The sequence below is a fragment of the Bradyrhizobium sp. AZCC 1721 genome (assembly GCF_036924715.1).
Lineage (GTDB): Bacteria > Pseudomonadota > Alphaproteobacteria > Rhizobiales > Xanthobacteraceae > Bradyrhizobium.
On sequence record NZ_JAZHSB010000001.1, the window covers coordinates 3307685 to 3326500 of the forward strand.

The window sequence follows — 18816 nt, forward strand, 5'->3', positions numbered from 1 at the left end:
ATGACCAAGCCCTTTATCGGCGGGTGTGCCTGCGGCGCGATCCGTTTTGAGACGAGCAGCGAACCTCTCGTCGAGAGCCACTGCCAATGCCGCGATTGCCAGAAACGAAGCGGCACGGGGCATGGATCCTACCTCGTCTTTCCCCGGCGAGCCGATGTGGCAATTACCGGCGAAGCGAAAGAATGGCGGGTGGCGGACGACAACGGGAATGAAAAGGTCCACGCCTTCTGCCCGACCTGTGGAACGCCGGTCTATCTGACATTCGTCGCCAACCCGGAACCGATAGCGGTCCACGCGACCAGCCTGGACGACCCAAGCCGGTTCAATCCACAACTGATCACGTACGGCATCCGCGGCCATGCGTGGGACACGATGGATCCTTCGTTGCAGAAATTCGAGCGGATGCCGCCCGGATAATTTCGCGAGGGGAAGCACTCGTGTTGCAGAGTGTCCTGAACCTAGTTCGCGGCGCGCTTGCTCCGTCGGCCGTTTCCCTTCGCCGGCCATCGCCCTGCGCTGACCGCTGAGCGGACCACCTCGACCATTGTCTTGCGTACCTCGAGAAAGGCTTTTGTTTGCGGACGGTCCGCGAGCGAAACCAAAGCGCACGAGCGCGTCAGCGGCGGATCGATGATGCGGCGTGCGTGATATTTCTCCGCCGCCAAGTCGGCGAGAACGGTTGCGCGGGAGAGGATCGCGCATCCTAAACCAGCCTCGAGCGCCATTCGCAATGCCGACAACGAATCGACTTCGAGCGTTTCGCTCGGCGTGATCTGATTGCGCAGAACCTGGGTCTGGATGATGGCCCGCGAAGCCGGCATCGGCGTCAGTCCAACCACGCTTCGTTGCGGGATGGCGGAGAAGGCGATCGGACTGGAAGATTTGCCGATCAGACCCGGATGCCCGACGAGATAGAGATCTTCGTCCTGCAGCCATTCGACGTCCAGGCGGGCATCCCGGGGCGGATTATAGGCGAGCGCGAGATCGACTGTCCCTGAGAAGACGCGCTCGATCAGCGCCGGCGACAGCGCCTCGACGACCGTCAGGTGTACGCCTGGGAAATTTGTTCGCACCGCCTTCATGACGTCGAGCGCGACCATGGAGATTGCGGTATGGCTGAGGCCGAGACAAACCGGACCGGTCGCGGCCTCATTGAAAGTTCGCACATCCTCTTCTGCCTTGCAGAGCGCCGACAGCACGGCGCTGGCGTGCTCGTAAAGCCGCCGGCCGGCCGCGGTCAGCGCGATCCCGCGCGGCCTGCGCTCCAGCAGCTTGACGCCCAGATCGGTTTCGAGTGCGGCGACGTGATGGCTCAGTGCCGACTGGGCGACGTTGAGCGCCTCCGCGGCCCGCGACAGCACGCCGGCGTCGGCGATGGCGATGAAATAGCGAAGCTGCCGCAATCCGAGCGCCATAGAACCGCTCCCTGCCATCGAATTATTAGAACATAATGATCTTCATATTATATTTGTCAGATACCGAGGCGCACGGCAAGCTCGCCCGCAATCGACAAGGACGACCCGGAGGAGCGCCGGCGCATGGACCTGCCTGATAGCGTCGTCATCAGCGAGGAGGGGCCCCGCGAAGGCTTTCAGATCGAGCCGGGCCCAATCGCGACTGCCGACAAAATCGCGCTGATCGACGCGCTCTCCGCGTGCGGGCTTCGCCGGATCCAGATCGCCTCCTTGGTCAATCCCAAGCACGTCCCGGGTTGGGTCGACGCCGAGGCCGTGATCGAAGGGTTCACCGCGCGGGAAGGCGTCGAATACTCCGCCCTGTGGTTCAACGAGAGCGGGCTGCAGCGCGCGCTCGCGTTCAAGCAGAAGCTCACCCTTGCCGGGTTTATCTCGCTGAGCGCATCCGAGCCGTTCGCGATCAGGAATCTCAACCGCGACCGCGCCGGACAGATCGAAGCCATGCGCAGGTACGTGCGTGTGCATCGGGAAGCCGGCGTGCCGATCTCCAAGATCATCGTCATGGCCGCGTTCGGCTGCAACTTTGCAGGTGACATATCGTCGGCAGAGGTCGTCGCGACAGTTTCGGACGCGCTCGCCATCGCGCGCGAAGCGGACATCGAGGTGCGCGACGTTGCGTTGGCGGATTCCATGGGCTGGGCCACGCCGAAGCGGGTCGCGGCCGCCGTCGGCGCCGTTCGCGACCGCTGGGACGATTTGCGGATCGCGCTTCACCTCCACGATACGCGCGGGCAGGGCATCGCCTGCGCCTATGAGGGACTGCGGCTCGGAGTCACGGCTTTCGATGCGGCGGTGGCGGGACTCGGCGGCTGTCCGTTTGCCGGCCAACCCGGCGCGCCGGGTAACATCGCCACCGAAGAGCTCGCATTGTTGTGCGAGGAGATGGGCATCTCCACCGGCCTGAATATCGAGGCGCTGATCGAGGCCGGGCGTCTTGCCGAGCGGATCGTCGGACACCGGCTGCCGAGCGCGGCGCTGCGATCGGGAACGCTTGCCGCCTTCAGGAGACCGGCTGCATGACGACTTCATCCAGACCGCTTGCAGGGCTGAAGGTGCTCGACTTCGGTCACACCATCATGGGGCCTTGCGCGGGTGTCCTGTTTGCCGATCTCGGCGCCGACGTCGTGAAGATCGAACCGTCCGACGGCGATCCGACTCGGCGGTTGCCGGGTTTCGCCGCCGGCTTTTTCGCGACCTACAACCGCAACAAGCGCTCGATCGCGATCGACCTGAAGCGGCCCGAGGGACAGGCGATCGTTCATCGGCTGGTGAAGGACGCCGACGTCGTGCTGGAGAACTTTGGCCCGGGAACGATCGAGCGGCTGAAGTGCAGTTGGGAGGATCTGCGCCGGATCAACCCGCGTCTTGTGTACCTCTCGATGAAAGGCTTTCTGAAGGGACCGTATGAGAACCGTGGCGCGCTCGACGAGGTGGTGCAGATGCAGTCCGGGCTTGCCTACATGACCGGCCCGCCCGGTCGGCCGCTTCGCGCGGGCGCGCCGGTCATCGACATTCTCGGCGGCGTCTTCGGTGTCGTAGCCGCGCTGGCCGCGCTGCGCGAGCGCGACGTCACCGGCGTGGGGCAGAAGGTCGCGAGTTCGCTGTTTGAAAGCGCAACCTTCATGCTCGGCGCGGTCGTCGTCGGCAGCGCGGTTACCGGCGGGCCGATGCCACCGATGCCGGCACGGAAAAACGCCTGGGGCGTCTATGACGTTTTCACCGCTTCCGGCGGCGGCCAGGTCTTCATCGGCTGCACGTCGGACGGGCACTGGCAACGCTTCTGCGACGTGTTCGGCTTCGATGACTGGCGCGAAGATCCGAGGCTCGTCGGCAACGCCAATCGTTGCGAGGCGCGCGAGTGGATGCTCCCCGAACTGGAGCGGCGGATCACGAAACTGCCGCTGCACGAAATCCTCGAAAAATGCGAGGCGGCGCGGGTCGCCTATTCGCGCGTCGGGCGGCCCGACGAATTATCGACCGATCCGCATCTGCTTGCCAATGGCGGCCTGCTCGCAACCGCCGTGTCGGCTTTCGGCGGCGGACCGCTGGTCGGAATTCCGGCGCTGCCGGTGGAATTCGGCGAGGCCCGCGAACGGCCGGGCCTCGCGCGCCAGCCGCCGCGGGTCGGCGAGCACGCCGATGAAATTTTGCAAGCTGCCGGATATTCGGCGCACGAAATAGCCGATCTGCGTGCGGCCGGCGTGCTTGGCGCGGCTGCGAGCATGCCTGCATAGAATTGAACAACAAGAAGCGAATAACGAAAAAGAGCGGCCCAACCGCCTTCATAACGCCAATGGTCAGGGAGGAGGCGGAACATGATTTCCGACACACTGTTTCGAGCGAAGGCATTCATTCTCGGCGCGGCGGTCGTCGCGGCGCTGGTTGCGATCGTGTCGAGCGCCACGGCGCAGCCATACCCGTCGCGGGCGATCACCATCCTGGTCGGCTATTCCGCGGGCGGACAGGCCGACGCGCTGACCCGGACCATCGGCAAGCAACTCGGCGAGAACCTCAAAGTATCCGTCGTCATCGAGAACAAGACGGGCGCCAACGGCATGATCGCGGCGCAGGCGGCGGCGCGCGCCGAGCCTGACGGATACACGATCCTGATGGTGACGGACGCGATGGTCACCATCGATCCGCACCTCGCCACCAGCAACCATTTCGACCTTTCGACCGCGATGGAGCCGGTCGTCAACGTCGCGTGGTCGCCGCTCTTGCTTGCCGCGGCCAACAATGTGCCGGCGAATTCGGTCGCCGAGTTGGTCGCTTTGGGCAAGCAGAAAACGCAGAATCTGAGTTTCGGCAGCTCCGGCAGCTCGACGCCGCACCGCCTCGCCGGCGAGATGCTGCAGAAATATGGCGGCTTCACCATGACCCACATTCCCTACAAGGGAACGGCGGCGTCGGTGAATGATCTCCTGGGCGGCCAGATCCCGCTGCTGTTTGGCGCACCCACGGCTGTGGAGCCGCTGGCTGCGGCCGGCAAGATCAAGCTGCTCGGCGTCACGTCGGAGAAGCGCTACGCAATGCTGCCCAACGTTCCGGCCATCAGCGAAACCTTCGAGGGGTTCAAGATCATCAGCTATATCGGCTTCATGCTGCCGAAGAAGACCCCAGCGCCTGTCATCGCGACCTTGAACAAGGAAGTGAATGCGGTGCTTGCCACTGGCACGATGCGCGCATGGCTGGACAAGCAGGGCATGGTCGCCGTCGGCGGCACGCCTGATGATTTCAAGCGCCAGATCGGGATTGACTATCAAGCGCGGGGTGAACTTGTCCGCGCGCTCGGCATCACCAGTGAGTGAGCGCGGGAGTGCCGCAGCGCGTGGAGCTGTGAGGAGAACGGCGACGGCTTCCTGCGCTGATCGGGCCGTGGCTAGGGCGTGTACTCATTTAAGCGACGCTCAACCCTCAACAACGGCGGAATAGCGGACATAGCCCGATTTCGCAGAGGGGCAAAATCCAGACATAGGCTCGGCTTGGCCCCCATCCGACTAATTCAATGTGAATAGACCAAGCGCGGCGCGAACATCGCGCAAAGTGGCATCAGTTATCTCCCGCGCTCGCGAAGTGCCAAGCTTAACGACTTGCAGCAGATAGCCGGGATCACGAGCGAGTGCGCGGCGACGGCTTCGGATTGGCGCGAGAAGTGCCTGCAGCACGTCATCCAGACGTTTCTTCACAATGCTGTCGCCCAAACCGCCTCGGACATAGCGTGCCTTCAAATCCTCAACTGCAACGTGATCTTCGTCGAACGCATCCAGGTACTTGAAAACCACGTTGCCTTCGACGCGACCTGGGTCGGACGCCTTTATATGGTTTGGGTCAGTGAACATACGCCGGACAGCCTTACGTATTTCATCGGCCGTGGCTGATAGCTGAATAGCGTTGCCCTGCGATTTGCTCATTTTGGCTTTGCCGTCGATGCCGGGAAGGCGTCCGATGCGAGGAATAAGTGCGCGGGCTTCGGGCAACACGTCAACACCAGCTTGGCGATTGATGCGGCGAACGATCTCATTGGTTTGCTCGATCAATGGAGCTTGGTCTTCCCCAACCGGAACAATCGTCGCTTTGAAACCGGTGATGTCGGCGGCCTGGGCGACGGGATAGCAGAGAAAGCCTGCTGGAAATGTCTCTGCCAAATCCTCGCGCCTGGATTTCGTCCTTGATGGTTGGGTTGCGCTCAAGCCGGGCCACCGTGACATAGTTCATGTAGAGCAGGGTCAAATCGGCAAGTGCCGGGAGATGCGATTGAAGACAGATCGTGGTCAGGTTCGGGTCGATCCCGGCAGCCAGGTAGTCTGTCGCGATCTCAAGGACATTGTCCCGCAGCCGACCAGGATTGTGCGCGTTGTCCGTGAGTGCCTGGGCATCCGCCAGCAGCAGGTACTGCTGGTGCGTCGTCTGTAGGGTGACGCGGTTCTTCAACGAACCGACGTAGTGCCCCAGGTGCAACGGGCCGGTGGTTCTGTCGCCGGTCAAGATAACAGGGAGGGTGGCTGACGAGTGTTGCATCGCGGTTCTCCAGATAAGAACCGCCATTCAATCGGACTGTTGATGCAGCAACCTCGCAAGCCGATGAACGGCGGCGACGGTTGGGTGAATGACAAAGCCGTGCCGCTCCTAAGTGGAGCGCCACCACAAGTTCGCGAACGTGATCACGACGACAGTCATGCGGCCGATAGTGACGAAACTTCAGAGGAAAGCAAGCCGGCTTGATGTCTCAAATGGGTCAAAGGCGGCGGTGGAAGGGAGCAAGGATCGATGCCCGGTTTGCCGCTGACAATCGGTCACAAGGGCTTAAGCGCGGTTCGGCCGTGGGCCAGAAGCGGGCTTGGTACATAGCCAACTTCTTGCATTCGATAAGTATCAAACAACCAGACGATCTCAGAGCCAAGGCAGACTTCGCGTCAGGTCAGGAGAGCTCGCCTCCAGGATGCGAGGAGCACTGGCACACCCCTTGATTTTGCGCGATCTCCGTGGTAGCTACGCTTCATGATCAAAACGTCGTGCGCATCGTGGACCCGCAAACACATGACCCGCTCTCGCTGGGCCGTGGAAGGAGTCGTGCGCTAGGAATTCGACGACGCGATCTCTTCACCAGGCCCCGCCGGCATCGGACGGGGCCTTTTGTTTGGCCACGCTCCCTGCCGGCATAACAGCAGGAGCATCCGATGTCACCCCAACAGACGAACCTCACATCCGAGACCGGGCGCGATGCCTCAGGGCTCCGCCTCGACCTCGCCATCGCTTTGGTGAAAGACGCCTCGGGCAATGCTTTGGCCGAGGCGTGCCCCGATGCTTCCATCGCAGCGCTGAGAGACGCTTTCTCGGAAAAGGAAGCGGCTGGACCACCAGTCGCATCGACGCGGAGCGTCTTGAGTTTGCTCCAGGGATATTGGCGTGCGTTTCGAAAACGACGCCAACGCGAGAGGTTGCTAGTCAGTTTGCACGACCTGAGCGACAGAGAGCTGATGGATATCGGCCTGACACCCAGTGACATCGACTACATCGTCGCTGGCCGAGCTATTGAAAGGCTCAGAGATGGCACGACGTATCTAGGGCTGTCTCGTGGTGTGATGTAACTGATGGTAAGTCACCGCCAGTTCTGCACGTTTAGGCAGGCCGTCAGGCGGATCAGCGAAGTGTGATCCGCCACTTTTCTACAATCGTCGTGACATGGCGGATTGCGCTAACGCCGATCCGCCATCGAGCTGCGATCCGGCCCGCTCCTTGGCGGGCCACATTGCGCCGGACTGTCTTGCCGTGATTCAAGCCCGCTATCGTGGGGGCGAATCATGCGTTACGAACTCACCGACAAGGAGTGGGCTGCAATCACGCCGATGCTACCGAACAAGCCACGCGGCGTGCCACGGGTGAATGATCGTCGTGTTCTCCTAGTACAGCCGCATCGGCAGCGGCAACTGGACGTCCTGATAGCGGCCCTCGTAGCGATCGACAAAATCCTGCAGGAAAAACGGAATGTCGCGTAGCTGGAGGTCGCAGCGTCGCCGCAGCTCGTGCGCGACTTCCACCGAAGCGTCACGACACCACCCCTCAGCGACGTTGAAAGCAACCACCCGGATCGGATTGGTATACTGGCCGGTGAGCAGGTCCATTACAACCGGCTCAAATCCCGGGCTCTCGGAACTGACTTCTGCCCAGACCCGGCCGTGTTCCAGGGATTCATGCTCGACCATATAGACGTCGTGCTCATCACCATGTGGCACGATCGACGGACCCGAGCCGGCGTTACGCATCAACAACTCCCGGACTGCAGAACGGGGAATCAAGCTGGCTTTTTTCGATTCGTTCCATATCGGGTAGAGAGGCGGACGGCCGCACAGCGCGCTGCTGTTCTTGCTCAATCGCAAGCATGCGCCGCGCACCGGCGACTGCGTTCCGGCGCAGGAACATTTAGCAGGGGCGTGACTTCACTCGTGACTTCACTAACGTGTATCACGACAGGGCTGAACTCGATAAAGAAAACGCGGAACTGCCCGATCGGCAGGCCGCCTGGCGGGAGGCGACCGTGACGGCGGGGCAGATCATCCAGGATCATCTCGATGGGAGGCTATGTCCGGGCAAGGACTGGCGGATGGAAGTTACCGACGAATTCGCAAAATCCGCTGTACGTCATTCACGTCTGCGCCGACAAATCCAGATAGGGCGGAAGACCGCAGCGCTATTTCGGGCGCTGCAATCCAGGCGACGTCAGCCAGCGTTCGATGACCGCTGCCGACTCGGTCGCGACCGCCGCCCGTATCAAACGATCACGCTCCTGTCCTGGCGGTGAGCTCTCGGCCTTTTCTCGGGCGCGAACTGCAATTTGTTTGAGGCGCTCCTGGAGCGAGAGTGCCGGGCGGCTGCGATTGCGCTTTTTTTTCATGGACGGATCTCCTCATTGGCTTCGACCCTTCCACGTTTCGGCAACCGCATCCTTAACCTTTGTTTGGAACCGGCATCGGGCAGGTTTCGTTTCACCCAGAGGCAGAAGATCATTCAATCGAACAGGACAGGCGCGTGAATCGGGATTCGGTGTTGGCAAGCTTGTTGCGGCGGCTCGATACCGTCTCGAAACTCGATCCGGCTGATACTGCCGCGATCCGTTCGCTTCCGATCGCGGTTCGCCACTGGGAAGGCGCAAGAGCCATCGTATCTGACGGCGAACGTCCGTCGGAATGCTGTCTGATTATCGAGGGCTTCTGTATCCGTTCCAAAACGACAGAGGCCGGCCAGCGGCAAATTCTCTCGATTCACATCCCTGGCGAGATTCCCGACCTTCAGAGTTTGCACCTGCGCAGGATGGATCATGATCTCGCCACGCTGGTCCCCTCGACGCTAGGGTTCATCAGTCATGCCTCGCTGCTAGACCTGACGCATGCGAGACCGAATGTTGCGGACGTGCTCTGGCGCGACACCTTGATCGATGCCGCGATATTTCGGGAGTGGATCGTCAATGTTGGACAGCGGCCGGCGCCGGCCCGGCTTGTCCATATCGCGCTCGAACTTCGCAGGCGTCTTCTTGCAGTCAGGGGAGGCACGGAGCCTGCCACGTTCGAATTCCCGCTTACCCAGGAGCAGATCGGCGAGGCGCTGGGCATCACGCCGGTGCATGCGAACCGCATCATCAGGCAACTGCGCGAGGACGGGATCGTCGACGTCAGCAGAGGGCAAGTGCGCGTGCTCGACGAAACAAGGCTCGCGGAACTGGCGCAGTTTGACGACCGTTACCTGCATCAGGATCCGGCCGTCTGAAGCGTCCGATCGTGCGGTGGCGGCGATCCAGCCGCTGGTCCAGCCGCACTTGGGTCGATCGGACGCAGCGATTCTGTTTGCGTTACTGGAACGATTCAAGCTCGGGAAAATTATGCAATCTGTGTCAGGGATAGACACATGAACTCGAGCGGCTGCCGATGCAGTGCCGTTTACATGGCGCATCGGCGACCGCTTTCTTTTAGCCGCCGGCCATGAAGGATTTTGCAAACGCGTCGTTCCCGCCCGAGGTCATCTCGGTGATGGAGCAGGCGCTTGACGCCGCCGTCGCGACGCTCCCGGAGCCCGTCCATTACCACCACGTTCAAGTGATCGCGGAAGCGATCCTGCGCGCCGCTCACAGCGGAGAGCGTGACCCGGTTGTCCTGCAACGGCTCGCATTGCTGGAGCTGCAGCTTCATCCTCGGTGATGGCTATAGCGTTTTCCAGCGAAGTGGACACCGATTCGCGTCAGAACAATAATCTAGAGCCCGGTTCTGATTCAATCAGAACCAAAGGCTCTAGCCTTCGTTTGCTCAAGCGCTCTTTGATTTCTTCCGAGCGCTGGCGGGTCGTGCGGCCGCTCGCTTCGACGTGTTCAGTGCCACAGCCTCGCGAATGAGCGCCTTCAATGCCTTTTCGTCGATCTTGTCGCCATCATGGAAATCGATGGCGCGCCGGGTGTTGCCCTCCAAGCTGGAGTTGAAGAGGCCTGACGGGTCTTCCAGCGAGGCGCCCCTGGCGAAGGTCATCTTCACGACCGCCTTGTAGGTCTCTCCGGTGCAGATGATGCCGTCGTGCTCCCACACCGGAACGCCGCGCCACTTCCACTCCTCGACCACTTCGGGATCGGCCTGCTTGATGATGCTTCGAATCCGCGCGAGCATCTCGCCGCGCCAATCGCCCAGCTCCTTGATTCGCGCATCGATGTGCCGAGAGGGAGAGCTTCCGCCTTTTCCTTCGCTCGCGCCGCTCTTCTTCATTGTTGCTTTCTTCATGGCTGTTGTCATTCGCTCACAATCGTTCGCCGGGCAATTGGCTCGCTTGCTTCACCCAAGCAACAAGCTGCGCTTCGTCAAGGCCGTCCTCATGGATGTCGAGATAGCGCACTTCCTTGTGCTTGGACTCGCCGGGCGGGAGAGGGTGGAGCGATGTGCCGCGGAAGAAGGTCACTTTGACGTACTTCGTGAAGCAGTGAAAGGCGAGGAACCAGCCGCCCTGGTCCTCGACGCCATAAAAGGGCGTATTCCATTTGACCCCCTTGTGCACGCCGGGGACAGTGCGGACGATCAGCGCGTCGAGGTGGCGCCCGACGTCGCGTTTCCAGCCCGGCATGGCCGCGATGTAGGCCTGCACGGGGGCATCGCCGTATCCCTTTGCGATCTGAGGATTGCCGCCTGAGAGCAGGACGGGCTTTGCGGTAGCCTGCTTGGCGGTGGTCTTCTTTGCGATCTTCGCCGGCCTTCTCGACGTCGTTTGCGCCATTGTGTTCGCTCCTGTCGCCGGTACGTCAGCCACTGCGCCATTTGGCGGCGTAGGGCAGCACGAACATGTACAGGCCGGTGAACATCAGTAAAAAGAGCGGCGGCAATGGGGAGTATACCACCCACGGGGAAGGCTCCCCCAGTCCCATGGCAATGAAATTGGCGACGACGGTCACCATGAAGGCAATCGACAGCCAGCGGTGGATCTGCCGAATCCACGTGTTCCAGTTCAATGAGCCCTCCTTTTGCAGACTTTTGCAGACGAGCCGGAGCGTGACGCGGCGGTTCAATCCGTCCGCGCCACGAGCTCTTCCAGCTTGGCGAAGAATTGCTGCCATCCAGCGAGGGCGCCGCCGTAGGCCTGCTTCTGATCCGGCCGGAAACCGGTCTGCTCCATGCGCAGGAGGGTGCCTGTGGGCGTTGGCGTCAGCGTGAAAGTCACGACACTTTCTAGATTGAAAGCCGCATCGTCGTGCTTGAAATTCCAGGTGTACGACAGCGCCTTGTTCGGCTCGATGGCAAGGACCTCGCAGTCCAGCACGCCACCCCAATCGCCGCGAAGATTGAAATGGTGACCCACGACGGGCTTGAAGTCGTTCTTCATCAGCCACTCCTCCATCAAGTGGGGTTGCGTGAGCGCGCGCCAGAGCTTTTCCGGCGGATGCGACATTTCGCGTTCGACGACGACGGTGCGCGTTTCGGGGGCGGTATTTGTCATTGGTCCATCCGTTTGAGCAGGTCTTCCAGGTTATCGAACCGGTTCTGCCAGAAGCCGTGCATCTGGCTCGCCCAGTCGATCAGCGGGGCCAGCGCACCGAGTTGCGCGCTGTAGTGCGTCTGGCGGCCTTCGTGGCGGTCGCGCACCAACCCCGCCTGTTTCAAAACGCCAAGATGCTTCGAGACGGCCGGCTGCGAGATCCCGGCCCGGGCCGTCAGCGCCCCGACCGTTTGCTCTCCTTCGCGGCACAGCCGCTCGAAGATCGCCCGACGGCTTGGGTCGGCGAGTGTTCTGAACAGCACGTCATGAGCGTTGGGCATTCGAAATCAATAACTCTCTGGTTATTGATTGATACATACCCGCCGAGATATGGATTAGTCAAGCGGGAACACCGAAAGGCCAAATTTTTTGTCCAATTTGCGACCAACATGCAGGTTGACGTCAGTCGGCCACCCGCTCAACGTATGCCGTGTTGGTTATGTATTGGTCCTGCGCTCTCCGTTGCGAAGCAAGAGCTGCGGACGCGAGCGCCGACGGCATGGTCGCCCCTCGTTGTCGAGGACGAGAGGGATGACCACATATTCAGCGTCGCATACAGCGAGGGGGAGGTCCTATGGGAGATGCCGGCCGTCAGGCCCATTGGGAGAACGTCTACACGACAAAGGGCGAGAACGAGGTTAGCTGGTTTCAGCAAATCCCGGCTCCCTCGCTCGACCTGATCGTGCAGGCGGGGGTGACGCACAAGTCGGCCATCATAGACATCGGCGGCGGCGCCTCGCGGCTGGTCGACAGTCTCGTCGAGCAGGGATTTGAGGATGTCACCGTGCTCGATCTTTCCGCCGCGGCGTTGGCCGCTGCCAAGCGCCGCCTGGAGAGCCACCTTGGCGCCAGCGCCGAGCGGGTTGGCTGGATCGTCGCAGATGCGACGACCTGGGAGCCGGCCAAGCCCTACGACATCTGGCACGATCGGGCAGCGTTCCACTTTCTCATCGACGCAGGCGATCGCGCCGCCTACATTGCGCGCCTCAAGCGGGGCTTGAAGATCGGCGGGCACGCCATCATCGCGACTTTTGCGCTCGACGGCCCTGAAAAGTGCAGCGGCCTGCCGGTCGCGCGCTACGACAGCGAGAGTCTCGGACGGACGCTCGGCACAGCGTTCAAGCTGGTCCACACGCAGCGGCACGATCACGCTACGCCGTGGGGGTCCCGGCAGGCTTTTCAGTTCAGCGTGTTCCGGCACGAGGGCTGATCGCCGCGCGCTAATGCGCCATGCTGCGCGAGACCTCCTGGCAAGCTTCCATGCAGCGGCGGCAGCTTTCCGCGCAGATGCGGCAATGTTCGTGCGTGGCTGCGTGCCGCTGGCATTCCTCCGCGCAAAGCCGGCAGGCGGCGGCGCAGACGCTGAGCATGCGGCGCATCACCTCGTCGTCGAAACCCGTTCGGCGGGTCATGATGCGGCCGGTGATATTGCAGATATCGGCGCAATCCAGGTCAAGCCGGATGCACTGGGTCAGCTCCTGAACCATGCGCTCTGACAGGCAGGCGTCGGCGCAGGAGGTGCAGGTCTGGGCGCTGGAGTAGCATTCCTCGATGCAACGGATCAGGGCGTCACTGATCTGGCCTTGGACGGCCGGGTGGGTGCCAATCATTTCGCGGGCGTGCATGGCTGGGCTCCTTGCTGAGGACAGACCACCGCCGGGGGGGGCGGCCGCTAGCTCAAGTCGCGGCCTTGAAAAACGTTCTGGGCAGCCGGCCAATCTGAATTGGGGTCAGGGGTGGGCTTTGATTCATCGCAAATGCGGTCTTCGTCCGCTGGCTTACGTTAACGAAACCCGCGGTTTCGTGATGGAACTCTGCTTCCCATCATGGGCCGAGATGTGCGAAACTGAACGCGTGAAATACTCGATTCACCTTTGCCGGCTGCTGGCGATTTTTGTGATCGTCGGCCTCGTCATCGCCCCGCTCACGGCGCGGGCGAATACGGGCGCCATGGCACCAATGGCCATGACGGCGATGTCCGATGACGCGGCCATGTCCGACGACATGCCGTGCTGCCCGGAGAAATCGGCGCCGGTCGATTGCGACCAGTGCCCGTTGATGGCGCTTTGCGTATCGACGACGTTGCAGGCGCCGCTGCCGGCCGGCATTGCCGAAATCCAGCCCGTGACCCTTCGCACGCTGCTGCCCGGCAGCGATCCGGAAGTGGAAAGCCTCGGGTACTCACCTCCGCCAAAACCTCCCCGGTCCCTGGTCCTTTCGGCGTAACGCCGGAATCTCGCGGCGCTTCGTGGCGTCCGCGCCCATGCCGCCAATGGCGGCTGACCAGTAGATCGAGGATACCATGATGAAGGCAATTCAGTTTTCGCGCGGCCTGCGGGTCGCGCTGAGCGCCGCTGTCCTGACATGCGCCGCAACCGTCGCACTCGCTGATATCAAGAATTACGAGTTCAAGCTCGTCGAACCGACTGTGAAGACCGGTCGCGACAAGATCATTGCGGTCAAGCTCATCGATAAGACGACGGGCAAGGCCGTTCCGGACGCGGTGATCTTTGCAACGCGTCTCGATATGGCACCGGATGCGATGCAAGAGATGGTGACCGAGCTTACGCCCCTGCCGGGATCCGAACCCGGTACCTACCGCTTCAAGGCCGATTTCAGCATGGCCGGCCGGTGGCAATTGTCGCTCGGCGCAAAAGTGCAGGGCGAAACCGGCACAGTCGACAACAAGCTCGTTATTCAGGCCGACAAATGAACCGGTCCGTTCAGGTTGCGATCGCTGCCGCCGTTACAGTTGCCGTGGTCGCCGGCGTCCTCGCGCGTCCCTATCTCTGGCCGCGCGGAGAGACCACGCATGCCCACGTCATGGCCCAGGCGAGCGAACCGGCGGGCGCCGCGATCTACTATCAGGATCCGAACGGCAAGCCGTTCTACTCGCTGACGCCAAAGAAGACGCCGGATGGCCGCGACTACCGGGCCGTCCTCCGGGGCGCCGACATCAGTTTTGACGATCCGCCGCAGGAAAGCGCGGCGGCTCCGCCCACCGACCGCAAGGTCAAGTATTACCGCAACCCGATGGGGCTGCCGGATGTTTCGCCGACGCCCAAGAAGGACTCGATGGGGATGGACTACATCCCCGTCTATGAGGGCGAGGACAGCGACGACGGATCGGTCAAGGTCTCGCCGGGAAAGATTCAGCGCACCGGTGTCAAATCGGAGCCGGCGGCCACTCGCCCGATCCGGACGGTCGTGCGGGCGCCAGGCACGATCCAACTCGACGAGCGTCGAGTCTCAGTCATCGCGATGCGTGCGGAAACCTACCTGCAAACAGTTGCCGACGTCACGACTGGTACCTTTGTCAAGAAGGGGCAGCCGCTGATGCAGGTCTACAGTCCGGCGGTTTCCAGTGCTGCCGCCGAGTATGTGACGACATTGACGTCCAAGACTACGGCGGGCGAACCGTCCTACGGACGCGGTTCACGGCAGCGGTTGATAAACCTTGACGTGCCCGACGCGGTAATCACCGAGGTCGAAAGAACGCGGGTCGTCCCGGTGACCGTCGCCTGGACGGCCCCACGGGACGGCATCGTGTTGGAACGCAACGCCGTCGAGGGTATGCGAGCTCAACCGGGCGACGTGCTCTTCCGCGTTGCGGATACGTCGGTGGTCTGGGCGATAATTGACATCGCCGAGCGCGATCTCGGCTCGCTTGCGGTCGGACAAGGCGTAACCGTGCGCGCGCGCAGCTTCCGGGAGCGGGACTTCTCCGGAAAGATCTCTGTCATTTATCCCCAGGTCAACCGCGAGACACGGACAGCCCGCGTTCGGATCGAACTTGCAAATCCCGACCTCGCATTGCTGCCGGACATGTATGTGGACGCCGATGTCGAGATTGGCGGCGCGGAGCCTGTTTTGGCCGTTCCCGACAGCTCGGTGCTCGATACGGGGGCGCGCCAGGTCGTTCTGGTTGACAAGGGTGAGGGACGATTCGAGCCCCGCGACGTCAAGATCGGCCGTCGGGGAGACGGACTGGTCGAAATCCGCAGCGGGCTGAAAGACGGCGAGCCCGTCGTCATCTCGGCCAATTTTCTAATCGATGCGGAAAGCAACCTGAAGGCGGCACTCAAGGGCTTCGCCGAGGGAGCTCAGCCATGATTGCCCGCTTGATCGCTTGGTCGGCTCGCAACCTCCTGCTGGTGCTATTCGGCAGCGGCTTTGCCGCTGCGGCTGGCATCTACGCGCTGGTCCATCTGCCGCTAGACGCTATCCCCGACCTCTCCGACACGCAGGTCATCGTTTACACGGAGTACCCCGGTCAGGCGCCGCAGGTCATCGAGGACCAGGTCACCTATCCGCTCACCACCGCGATGTTGACGGTGCCGAAATCGAAGGTGGTGCGCGGCTTTTCCTTCTTCGGCGTCTCCTTCGTCTACGTCATCTTCGAGGATGGCACGGACATTTATTGGGCGCGCTCGCGGGTGCTCGAATTCCTAAACGCCGCGACCTCGCGCATTCCCGCCGGCGTGACGCCGACCATCGGCCCGGATGCGACCGGCGTCGGCTGGGTTTACCAATATGCTATCGTGTCGAAGGAGCTGAACCTTTCCGACACGCGCACGATCCAGGACTGGAATCTGAAGTTCGCGCTCGCCAAGGCCGAAGGTGTCGCCGAAGTGGCGAGCGTCGGCGGCTTCGTCAAGCAGTACAATGTGATCCTCGATCCGCAGCGCATGCGCGATCGCGGCATCACCATGCAGAAGATGCGCGAGGCGATTCGTGCCAGCAACGCCGACGTCGGCGGCCGCACCGTCGAACTGTCCGAGTTCGAATATGTCATCCGCGGCAAGGGCTACCTGAAGAGCATCAACGACCTCGGCAACGTCGTGCTGAAGGTGAGCAATGGCACGCCGGTGCTCCTTCGCGACGTGGCCCGGGTGGAGCTCGGCCCCGACGAGCGGCGCGGCATCACCGAACTGAACGGGGAGGGCGAGGTCGCAAGCGGCATCGTGCTGCAGCGCTTCGGCGTCAACGCGCTCAATGTGATCCAGAACGTCAAGAAGCGCTTCCAGGAAATCGCCAGCAGCCTGCCGAAATCGGTCGAGATCGTGCCGGTTTACGACCGCTCGAACCTGATCTACGCGGCCATCGACACGCTCAAGCACACGCTGTTCGAGGAAAGTGTCGTCGTTGCGCTGGTCTGCATCGTGTTCCTGCTGCACGTCCGCAGTGCGCTGGTTGCGATTCTGATGCTGCCGGTCGGCATATTAATGGCGTTCGGCGCCATGAAGCTGCTGGGGCTCGGCTCCAACATCATGAGCCTTGGCGGCATCGCGATCGCGATCGGCGCCATGGTGGATGCAGCAATCGTCATGATCGAGAATGCCCACAAGCACCTCGAACGAGCGGAGCCCGGAAAGTCCCGGGTGGCCATCCTGATCGAGGCGGCCGCGCAGGTCGGTCCGGCGCTGTTCTTCAGCCTCTTGATCATCACCGTGTCGTTCATGCCGATCTTCACGCTGGAGCAGCAGGAGGGGCGGCTGTTCAGCCCGCTGGCGTTCACCAAGACATTCGCCATGGCCGCTGCTGCGCTGCTTTCGGTGACGCTGGTGCCGGCGCTGATGGTGATCTTCATCCGCGGCAGAATCATTCCCGAGCACAGGAATCCGATCAACCGTTTCCTGATCTGGATCTACCGTCCTGTTATCAACGGTGTGTTGCGCGCCAAAACGTTGGTCGTCCTGCTCGCACTCGCGATTCTGGCCGTGAGCGTCTGGCCGGCCCGTCAGCTCGGCACCGAGTTCATGCCGAACCTGAACGAGGGCACGCTGCTCTACATGCCGACGACATTGCCGGGCATCTCGATCACCAAATCCGCTGAACTGATGCAGACTCAGGATCGGATCATCCGGTCGTTTCCGGAAGTCGAATCCGTCTACGGCAAGGCAGGCCGCGCCGCGACCGCAACCGATCCGGCGCCATCGGAAATGTACGAGACCGTCGTCAATCTCAAGCCGAAGCAGGAGTGGCGGGCAGGCGTGACGATCGACAGCCTGATCGCGGAAATGGACAAGGCCCTGCAATTTCCCGGCGTCTCCAACGCCTGGACCATGCCGATCAAGGCCCGTATCGACATGCTGTCGACCGGCATCCGCACCCCGATCGGCGTCAAGGTGATCGGCACCGATCTGGTCGAGATCGACAAGCTCGCGAAACAGATCGAGCAGGTCCTGAAAGCGGTGCCCGGCACCTCGTCCGCCTACGCCGAGCGTGGCATCGGCGGCTACTATCTGGAGATCACGCCGGACCGCGAAGCGATGCCGCGGTACGGCATCATGATTCAGGATGTCCAGGACACCATCGCTACTGCGCTTGGCGGACAGACGGTCACGACGACAGTCGAGGGCCGCCAGCGCTTTTCCGTCAACATGCGCTACCCGCGGGATTTGCGCGACAATCCGAAGGCGATTGCAAGTGACGTGCTGGTGCCCATGCCGGCCGGCGGCGCCGTCCCGCTCGGCGAAGTCGCAAAGGTCGTGCCGGCGCGTGGGCCGTCCTCGATTCGCACCGAGAACGGCCAGTTGGCGACTTACATCTACGTCGACATCCGCGACCGCGATCTCGGCGGCTACGTCGCCGAGGCGCAGCGCGCCGTGCAAGCCAGCATTCAGTTTCCTCCGGGCTACTATGTGATGTGGAGCGGCCAGTACGAGTACCTCGAGCGCGCCACCGCAAGGCTCAAAATTGTCGTTCCCGCGACGCTGCTCATCATCTTCCTGCTGCTGTATCTCAACTTCCGCTCCGTCACCGAGACGATGATCGTGATGCTGTCGCTGCCGTTTGCGCTGGTCGGCGGGCTCTGGCTGATGTGGTGGCTCGGCTTCAACCTGTCCGTCGCGGTCGCGGTCGGCTTTATCGCGCTCGCCGGCGTTGCTGCCGAGACCGGCGTGGTGATGCTGATCTATCTGAACCAGGCGCTGGCCGAATTCAGCGCCCGTCGTGCCGCCGAGAACCGGCCGCTGACGAAGCGTGATCTCTACGACGCCATCATGGAGGGTGCGGTGGAGCGGGTGCGTCCGAAGATGATGACCGTGGTCGCCATCATGGCCGGGCTGCTCCCGATCATGTGGAGCAGCGGCACAGGCTCGGAGATCATGCAGCGTATTGCGGTGCCGATGATCGGCGGCATGATCTCCTCGACATTGCTGACGCTGATCGTGATCCCGGCGATCTTCGGCCTGGTGAAGGGATTTGGGCTGAAGGATATGGACGATTCCGCCGAGCCTCCGCGGTCGATTGCGTCTCCTGTCGCACCGCGAAAAGTTCCCGAGCCTGTCGAGTGATCAAACCTGCTGTAACCAAATCCGGCGGACCATCGAACTAACGA

Annotated in this window: 22 protein-coding genes and 3 pseudogenes; 14 read left to right on the forward strand and 11 right to left on the reverse strand. The window is 62.1% G+C overall.

Annotation, left to right across the window (positions count from 1 at the left end):
* Positions 1–417, forward strand: coding sequence for a GFA family protein (locus V1273_RS15645; RefSeq protein ID WP_334368497.1), 417 nt, complete (start codon positions 1–3; stop codon positions 415–417).
* 41 nt (positions 418–458) lie between these two features.
* Here V1273_RS15645 and V1273_RS15650 read toward each other — a convergent pair whose 3' ends face one another.
* Positions 459–1415, reverse strand: a complete 957-nt coding sequence (locus tag V1273_RS15650) for a LysR family transcriptional regulator (RefSeq protein ID WP_334410152.1) — start codon at positions 1413–1415, stop codon at positions 459–461.
* A gap of 123 nt (positions 1416–1538) precedes the next feature.
* Here V1273_RS15650 and V1273_RS15655 point away from each other — a divergent pair, with 123 nt between their 5' ends.
* The 3 genes from V1273_RS15655 to V1273_RS15665 all read left to right on the forward strand — a co-directional run bounded on the left by V1273_RS15655 (position 1539) and on the right by V1273_RS15665 (position 4783).
* Positions 1539–2495 carry a hydroxymethylglutaryl-CoA lyase gene (locus V1273_RS15655; protein ID WP_334410153.1) on the forward strand — a complete coding sequence of 319 codons (957 nt, stop codon included), beginning with the start codon at positions 1539–1541 and terminating at the stop codon, positions 2493–2495.
* Positions 2492–3709, forward strand: a complete 1218-nt coding sequence (locus V1273_RS15660; protein ID WP_334410154.1) for a CaiB/BaiF CoA transferase family protein — start codon at positions 2492–2494, stop codon at positions 3707–3709. The genes V1273_RS15655 and V1273_RS15660 overlap by 4 nt, the downstream gene beginning before the upstream one ends.
* A gap of 81 nt (positions 3710–3790) precedes the next feature.
* Positions 3791–4783, forward strand: a complete 993-nt coding sequence (locus V1273_RS15665) for a Bug family tripartite tricarboxylate transporter substrate binding protein (RefSeq protein WP_334410155.1) — start codon at positions 3791–3793, stop codon at positions 4781–4783.
* Positions 4784–4972: 189 nt separating this feature from the next.
* Here V1273_RS15665 and V1273_RS15670 read toward each other — a convergent pair whose 3' ends face one another.
* Both V1273_RS15670 and V1273_RS34045 read right to left on the reverse strand, forming a co-directional pair.
* Positions 4973–5683: a hypothetical protein gene (locus tag V1273_RS15670; RefSeq protein ID WP_442894093.1), complete on the reverse strand. Its 711-nt coding sequence runs from the start codon at positions 5681–5683 to the stop codon at positions 4973–4975.
* Between the two features lie 16 nt (positions 5684–5699).
* Positions 5700–6020: pseudogene (locus V1273_RS34045) on the reverse strand (hypothetical protein); the annotation flags it as partial.
* A 632-nt stretch (positions 6021–6652) separates the two neighbouring features.
* Between V1273_RS34045 and V1273_RS15675 the strand changes: the two are divergent.
* Together V1273_RS15675 and V1273_RS15680 are read left to right on the forward strand one after the other, a co-directional pair.
* Positions 6653–7063: a DUF1127 domain-containing protein gene (locus V1273_RS15675; protein WP_334368505.1), complete on the forward strand. Its 411-nt coding sequence runs from the start codon at positions 6653–6655 to the stop codon at positions 7061–7063.
* A gap of 213 nt (positions 7064–7276) precedes the next feature.
* A pseudogene (locus V1273_RS15680) lies at positions 7277–7375 on the forward strand (IS5/IS1182 family transposase); the annotation flags it as partial.
* Here the strand turns inward: V1273_RS15680 and V1273_RS15685 are convergent.
* Positions 7376–7846 (reverse strand): hypothetical protein, encoded by a 471-nt coding sequence (locus tag V1273_RS15685; protein ID WP_334412320.1) that lies wholly within the window; start codon positions 7844–7846, stop codon positions 7376–7378.
* A gap of 86 nt (positions 7847–7932) precedes the next feature.
* On the opposite strand from V1273_RS15685, the pseudogene V1273_RS34050 reads away from it, so the two are divergent.
* Positions 7933–8034 (forward strand): annotated as a pseudogene (locus V1273_RS34050) (DUF6894 family protein); the annotation flags it as partial.
* A 129-nt stretch (positions 8035–8163) separates the two neighbouring features.
* On the opposite strand, the gene V1273_RS15690 reads toward V1273_RS34050, so the two are convergent.
* Positions 8164–8367: a hypothetical protein gene (locus V1273_RS15690; RefSeq protein WP_028346450.1), complete on the reverse strand. Its 204-nt coding sequence runs from the start codon at positions 8365–8367 to the stop codon at positions 8164–8166.
* Between the two features lie 134 nt (positions 8368–8501).
* On the opposite strand from V1273_RS15690, the gene V1273_RS15695 reads away from it, so the two are divergent.
* Complete coding sequence (locus V1273_RS15695) at positions 8502–9236, forward strand: Crp/Fnr family transcriptional regulator (RefSeq protein ID WP_334368507.1); 735 nt, start codon at positions 8502–8504, stop codon at positions 9234–9236.
* A gap of 212 nt (positions 9237–9448) precedes the next feature.
* Positions 9449–9664, forward strand: coding sequence for a hypothetical protein (locus V1273_RS15700; RefSeq protein ID WP_334410156.1), 216 nt, complete (start codon positions 9449–9451; stop codon positions 9662–9664).
* A gap of 105 nt (positions 9665–9769) precedes the next feature.
* Here the strand turns inward: V1273_RS15700 and V1273_RS15705 are convergent, their stop codons facing one another.
* From V1273_RS15705 to V1273_RS15725, 5 genes are read right to left on the reverse strand one after another with little or no spacing between them, the layout of a single operon-like run.
* Positions 9770–10231, reverse strand: coding sequence for a DUF1801 domain-containing protein (locus V1273_RS15705; protein ID WP_334410158.1), 462 nt, complete (start codon positions 10229–10231; stop codon positions 9770–9772).
* Positions 10232–10247: 16 nt separating this feature from the next.
* Positions 10248–10718, reverse strand: coding sequence for a DUF1801 domain-containing protein (locus V1273_RS15710; RefSeq protein WP_334410159.1), 471 nt, complete (start codon positions 10716–10718; stop codon positions 10248–10250).
* Between the two features lie 25 nt (positions 10719–10743).
* On the reverse strand, positions 10744–10950 hold the full coding sequence (locus V1273_RS15715; RefSeq protein WP_334368511.1) for a hypothetical protein: 207 nt from the start codon (positions 10948–10950) through the stop codon (positions 10744–10746).
* 53 nt (positions 10951–11003) lie between these two features.
* Positions 11004–11435 (reverse strand): SRPBCC family protein, encoded by a 432-nt coding sequence (locus tag V1273_RS15720; protein WP_334368512.1) that lies wholly within the window; start codon positions 11433–11435, stop codon positions 11004–11006.
* On the reverse strand, positions 11432–11755 hold the full coding sequence (locus V1273_RS15725; protein ID WP_213247700.1) for an ArsR/SmtB family transcription factor: 324 nt from the start codon (positions 11753–11755) through the stop codon (positions 11432–11434). The genes V1273_RS15720 and V1273_RS15725 overlap by 4 nt, the downstream gene beginning before the upstream one ends.
* 293 nt (positions 11756–12048) lie before the next feature.
* Here V1273_RS15725 and V1273_RS15730 point away from each other — a divergent pair, with 293 nt between their 5' ends.
* Positions 12049–12684, forward strand: a complete 636-nt coding sequence (locus V1273_RS15730; protein ID WP_334410161.1) for a class I SAM-dependent methyltransferase — start codon at positions 12049–12051, stop codon at positions 12682–12684.
* A gap of 10 nt (positions 12685–12694) precedes the next feature.
* On the opposite strand, the gene V1273_RS15735 is transcribed toward V1273_RS15730, so the two are convergent.
* Positions 12695–13099 (reverse strand): four-helix bundle copper-binding protein, encoded by a 405-nt coding sequence (locus tag V1273_RS15735; protein ID WP_334410162.1) that lies wholly within the window; start codon positions 13097–13099, stop codon positions 12695–12697.
* A gap of 229 nt (positions 13100–13328) precedes the next feature.
* On the opposite strand from V1273_RS15735, the gene V1273_RS15740 reads away from it, so the two are divergent.
* The 4 genes from V1273_RS15740 (at position 13329) to V1273_RS15755 (ending at position 18772) form a co-directional block, all read left to right on the forward strand.
* Positions 13329–13700, forward strand: a complete 372-nt coding sequence (locus tag V1273_RS15740) for a hypothetical protein (RefSeq protein ID WP_334410163.1) — start codon at positions 13329–13331, stop codon at positions 13698–13700.
* A gap of 79 nt (positions 13701–13779) precedes the next feature.
* Complete coding sequence (locus V1273_RS15745; protein ID WP_334369266.1) at positions 13780–14187, forward strand: FixH family protein; 408 nt, start codon at positions 13780–13782, stop codon at positions 14185–14187.
* A complete protein-coding gene (locus V1273_RS15750; RefSeq protein ID WP_334412217.1) occupies positions 14184–15587 on the forward strand; it encodes an efflux RND transporter periplasmic adaptor subunit in 1404 nt (467 codons plus the stop codon). The genes V1273_RS15745 and V1273_RS15750 overlap by 4 nt, the downstream gene beginning before the upstream one ends.
* Positions 15584–18772: an efflux RND transporter permease subunit gene (locus V1273_RS15755; protein ID WP_334410164.1), complete on the forward strand. Its 3189-nt coding sequence runs from the start codon at positions 15584–15586 to the stop codon at positions 18770–18772. Before V1273_RS15750 ends, V1273_RS15755 begins: the two co-directional genes overlap by 4 nt.
* Positions 18773–18816 lie beyond the last annotated feature (44 nt).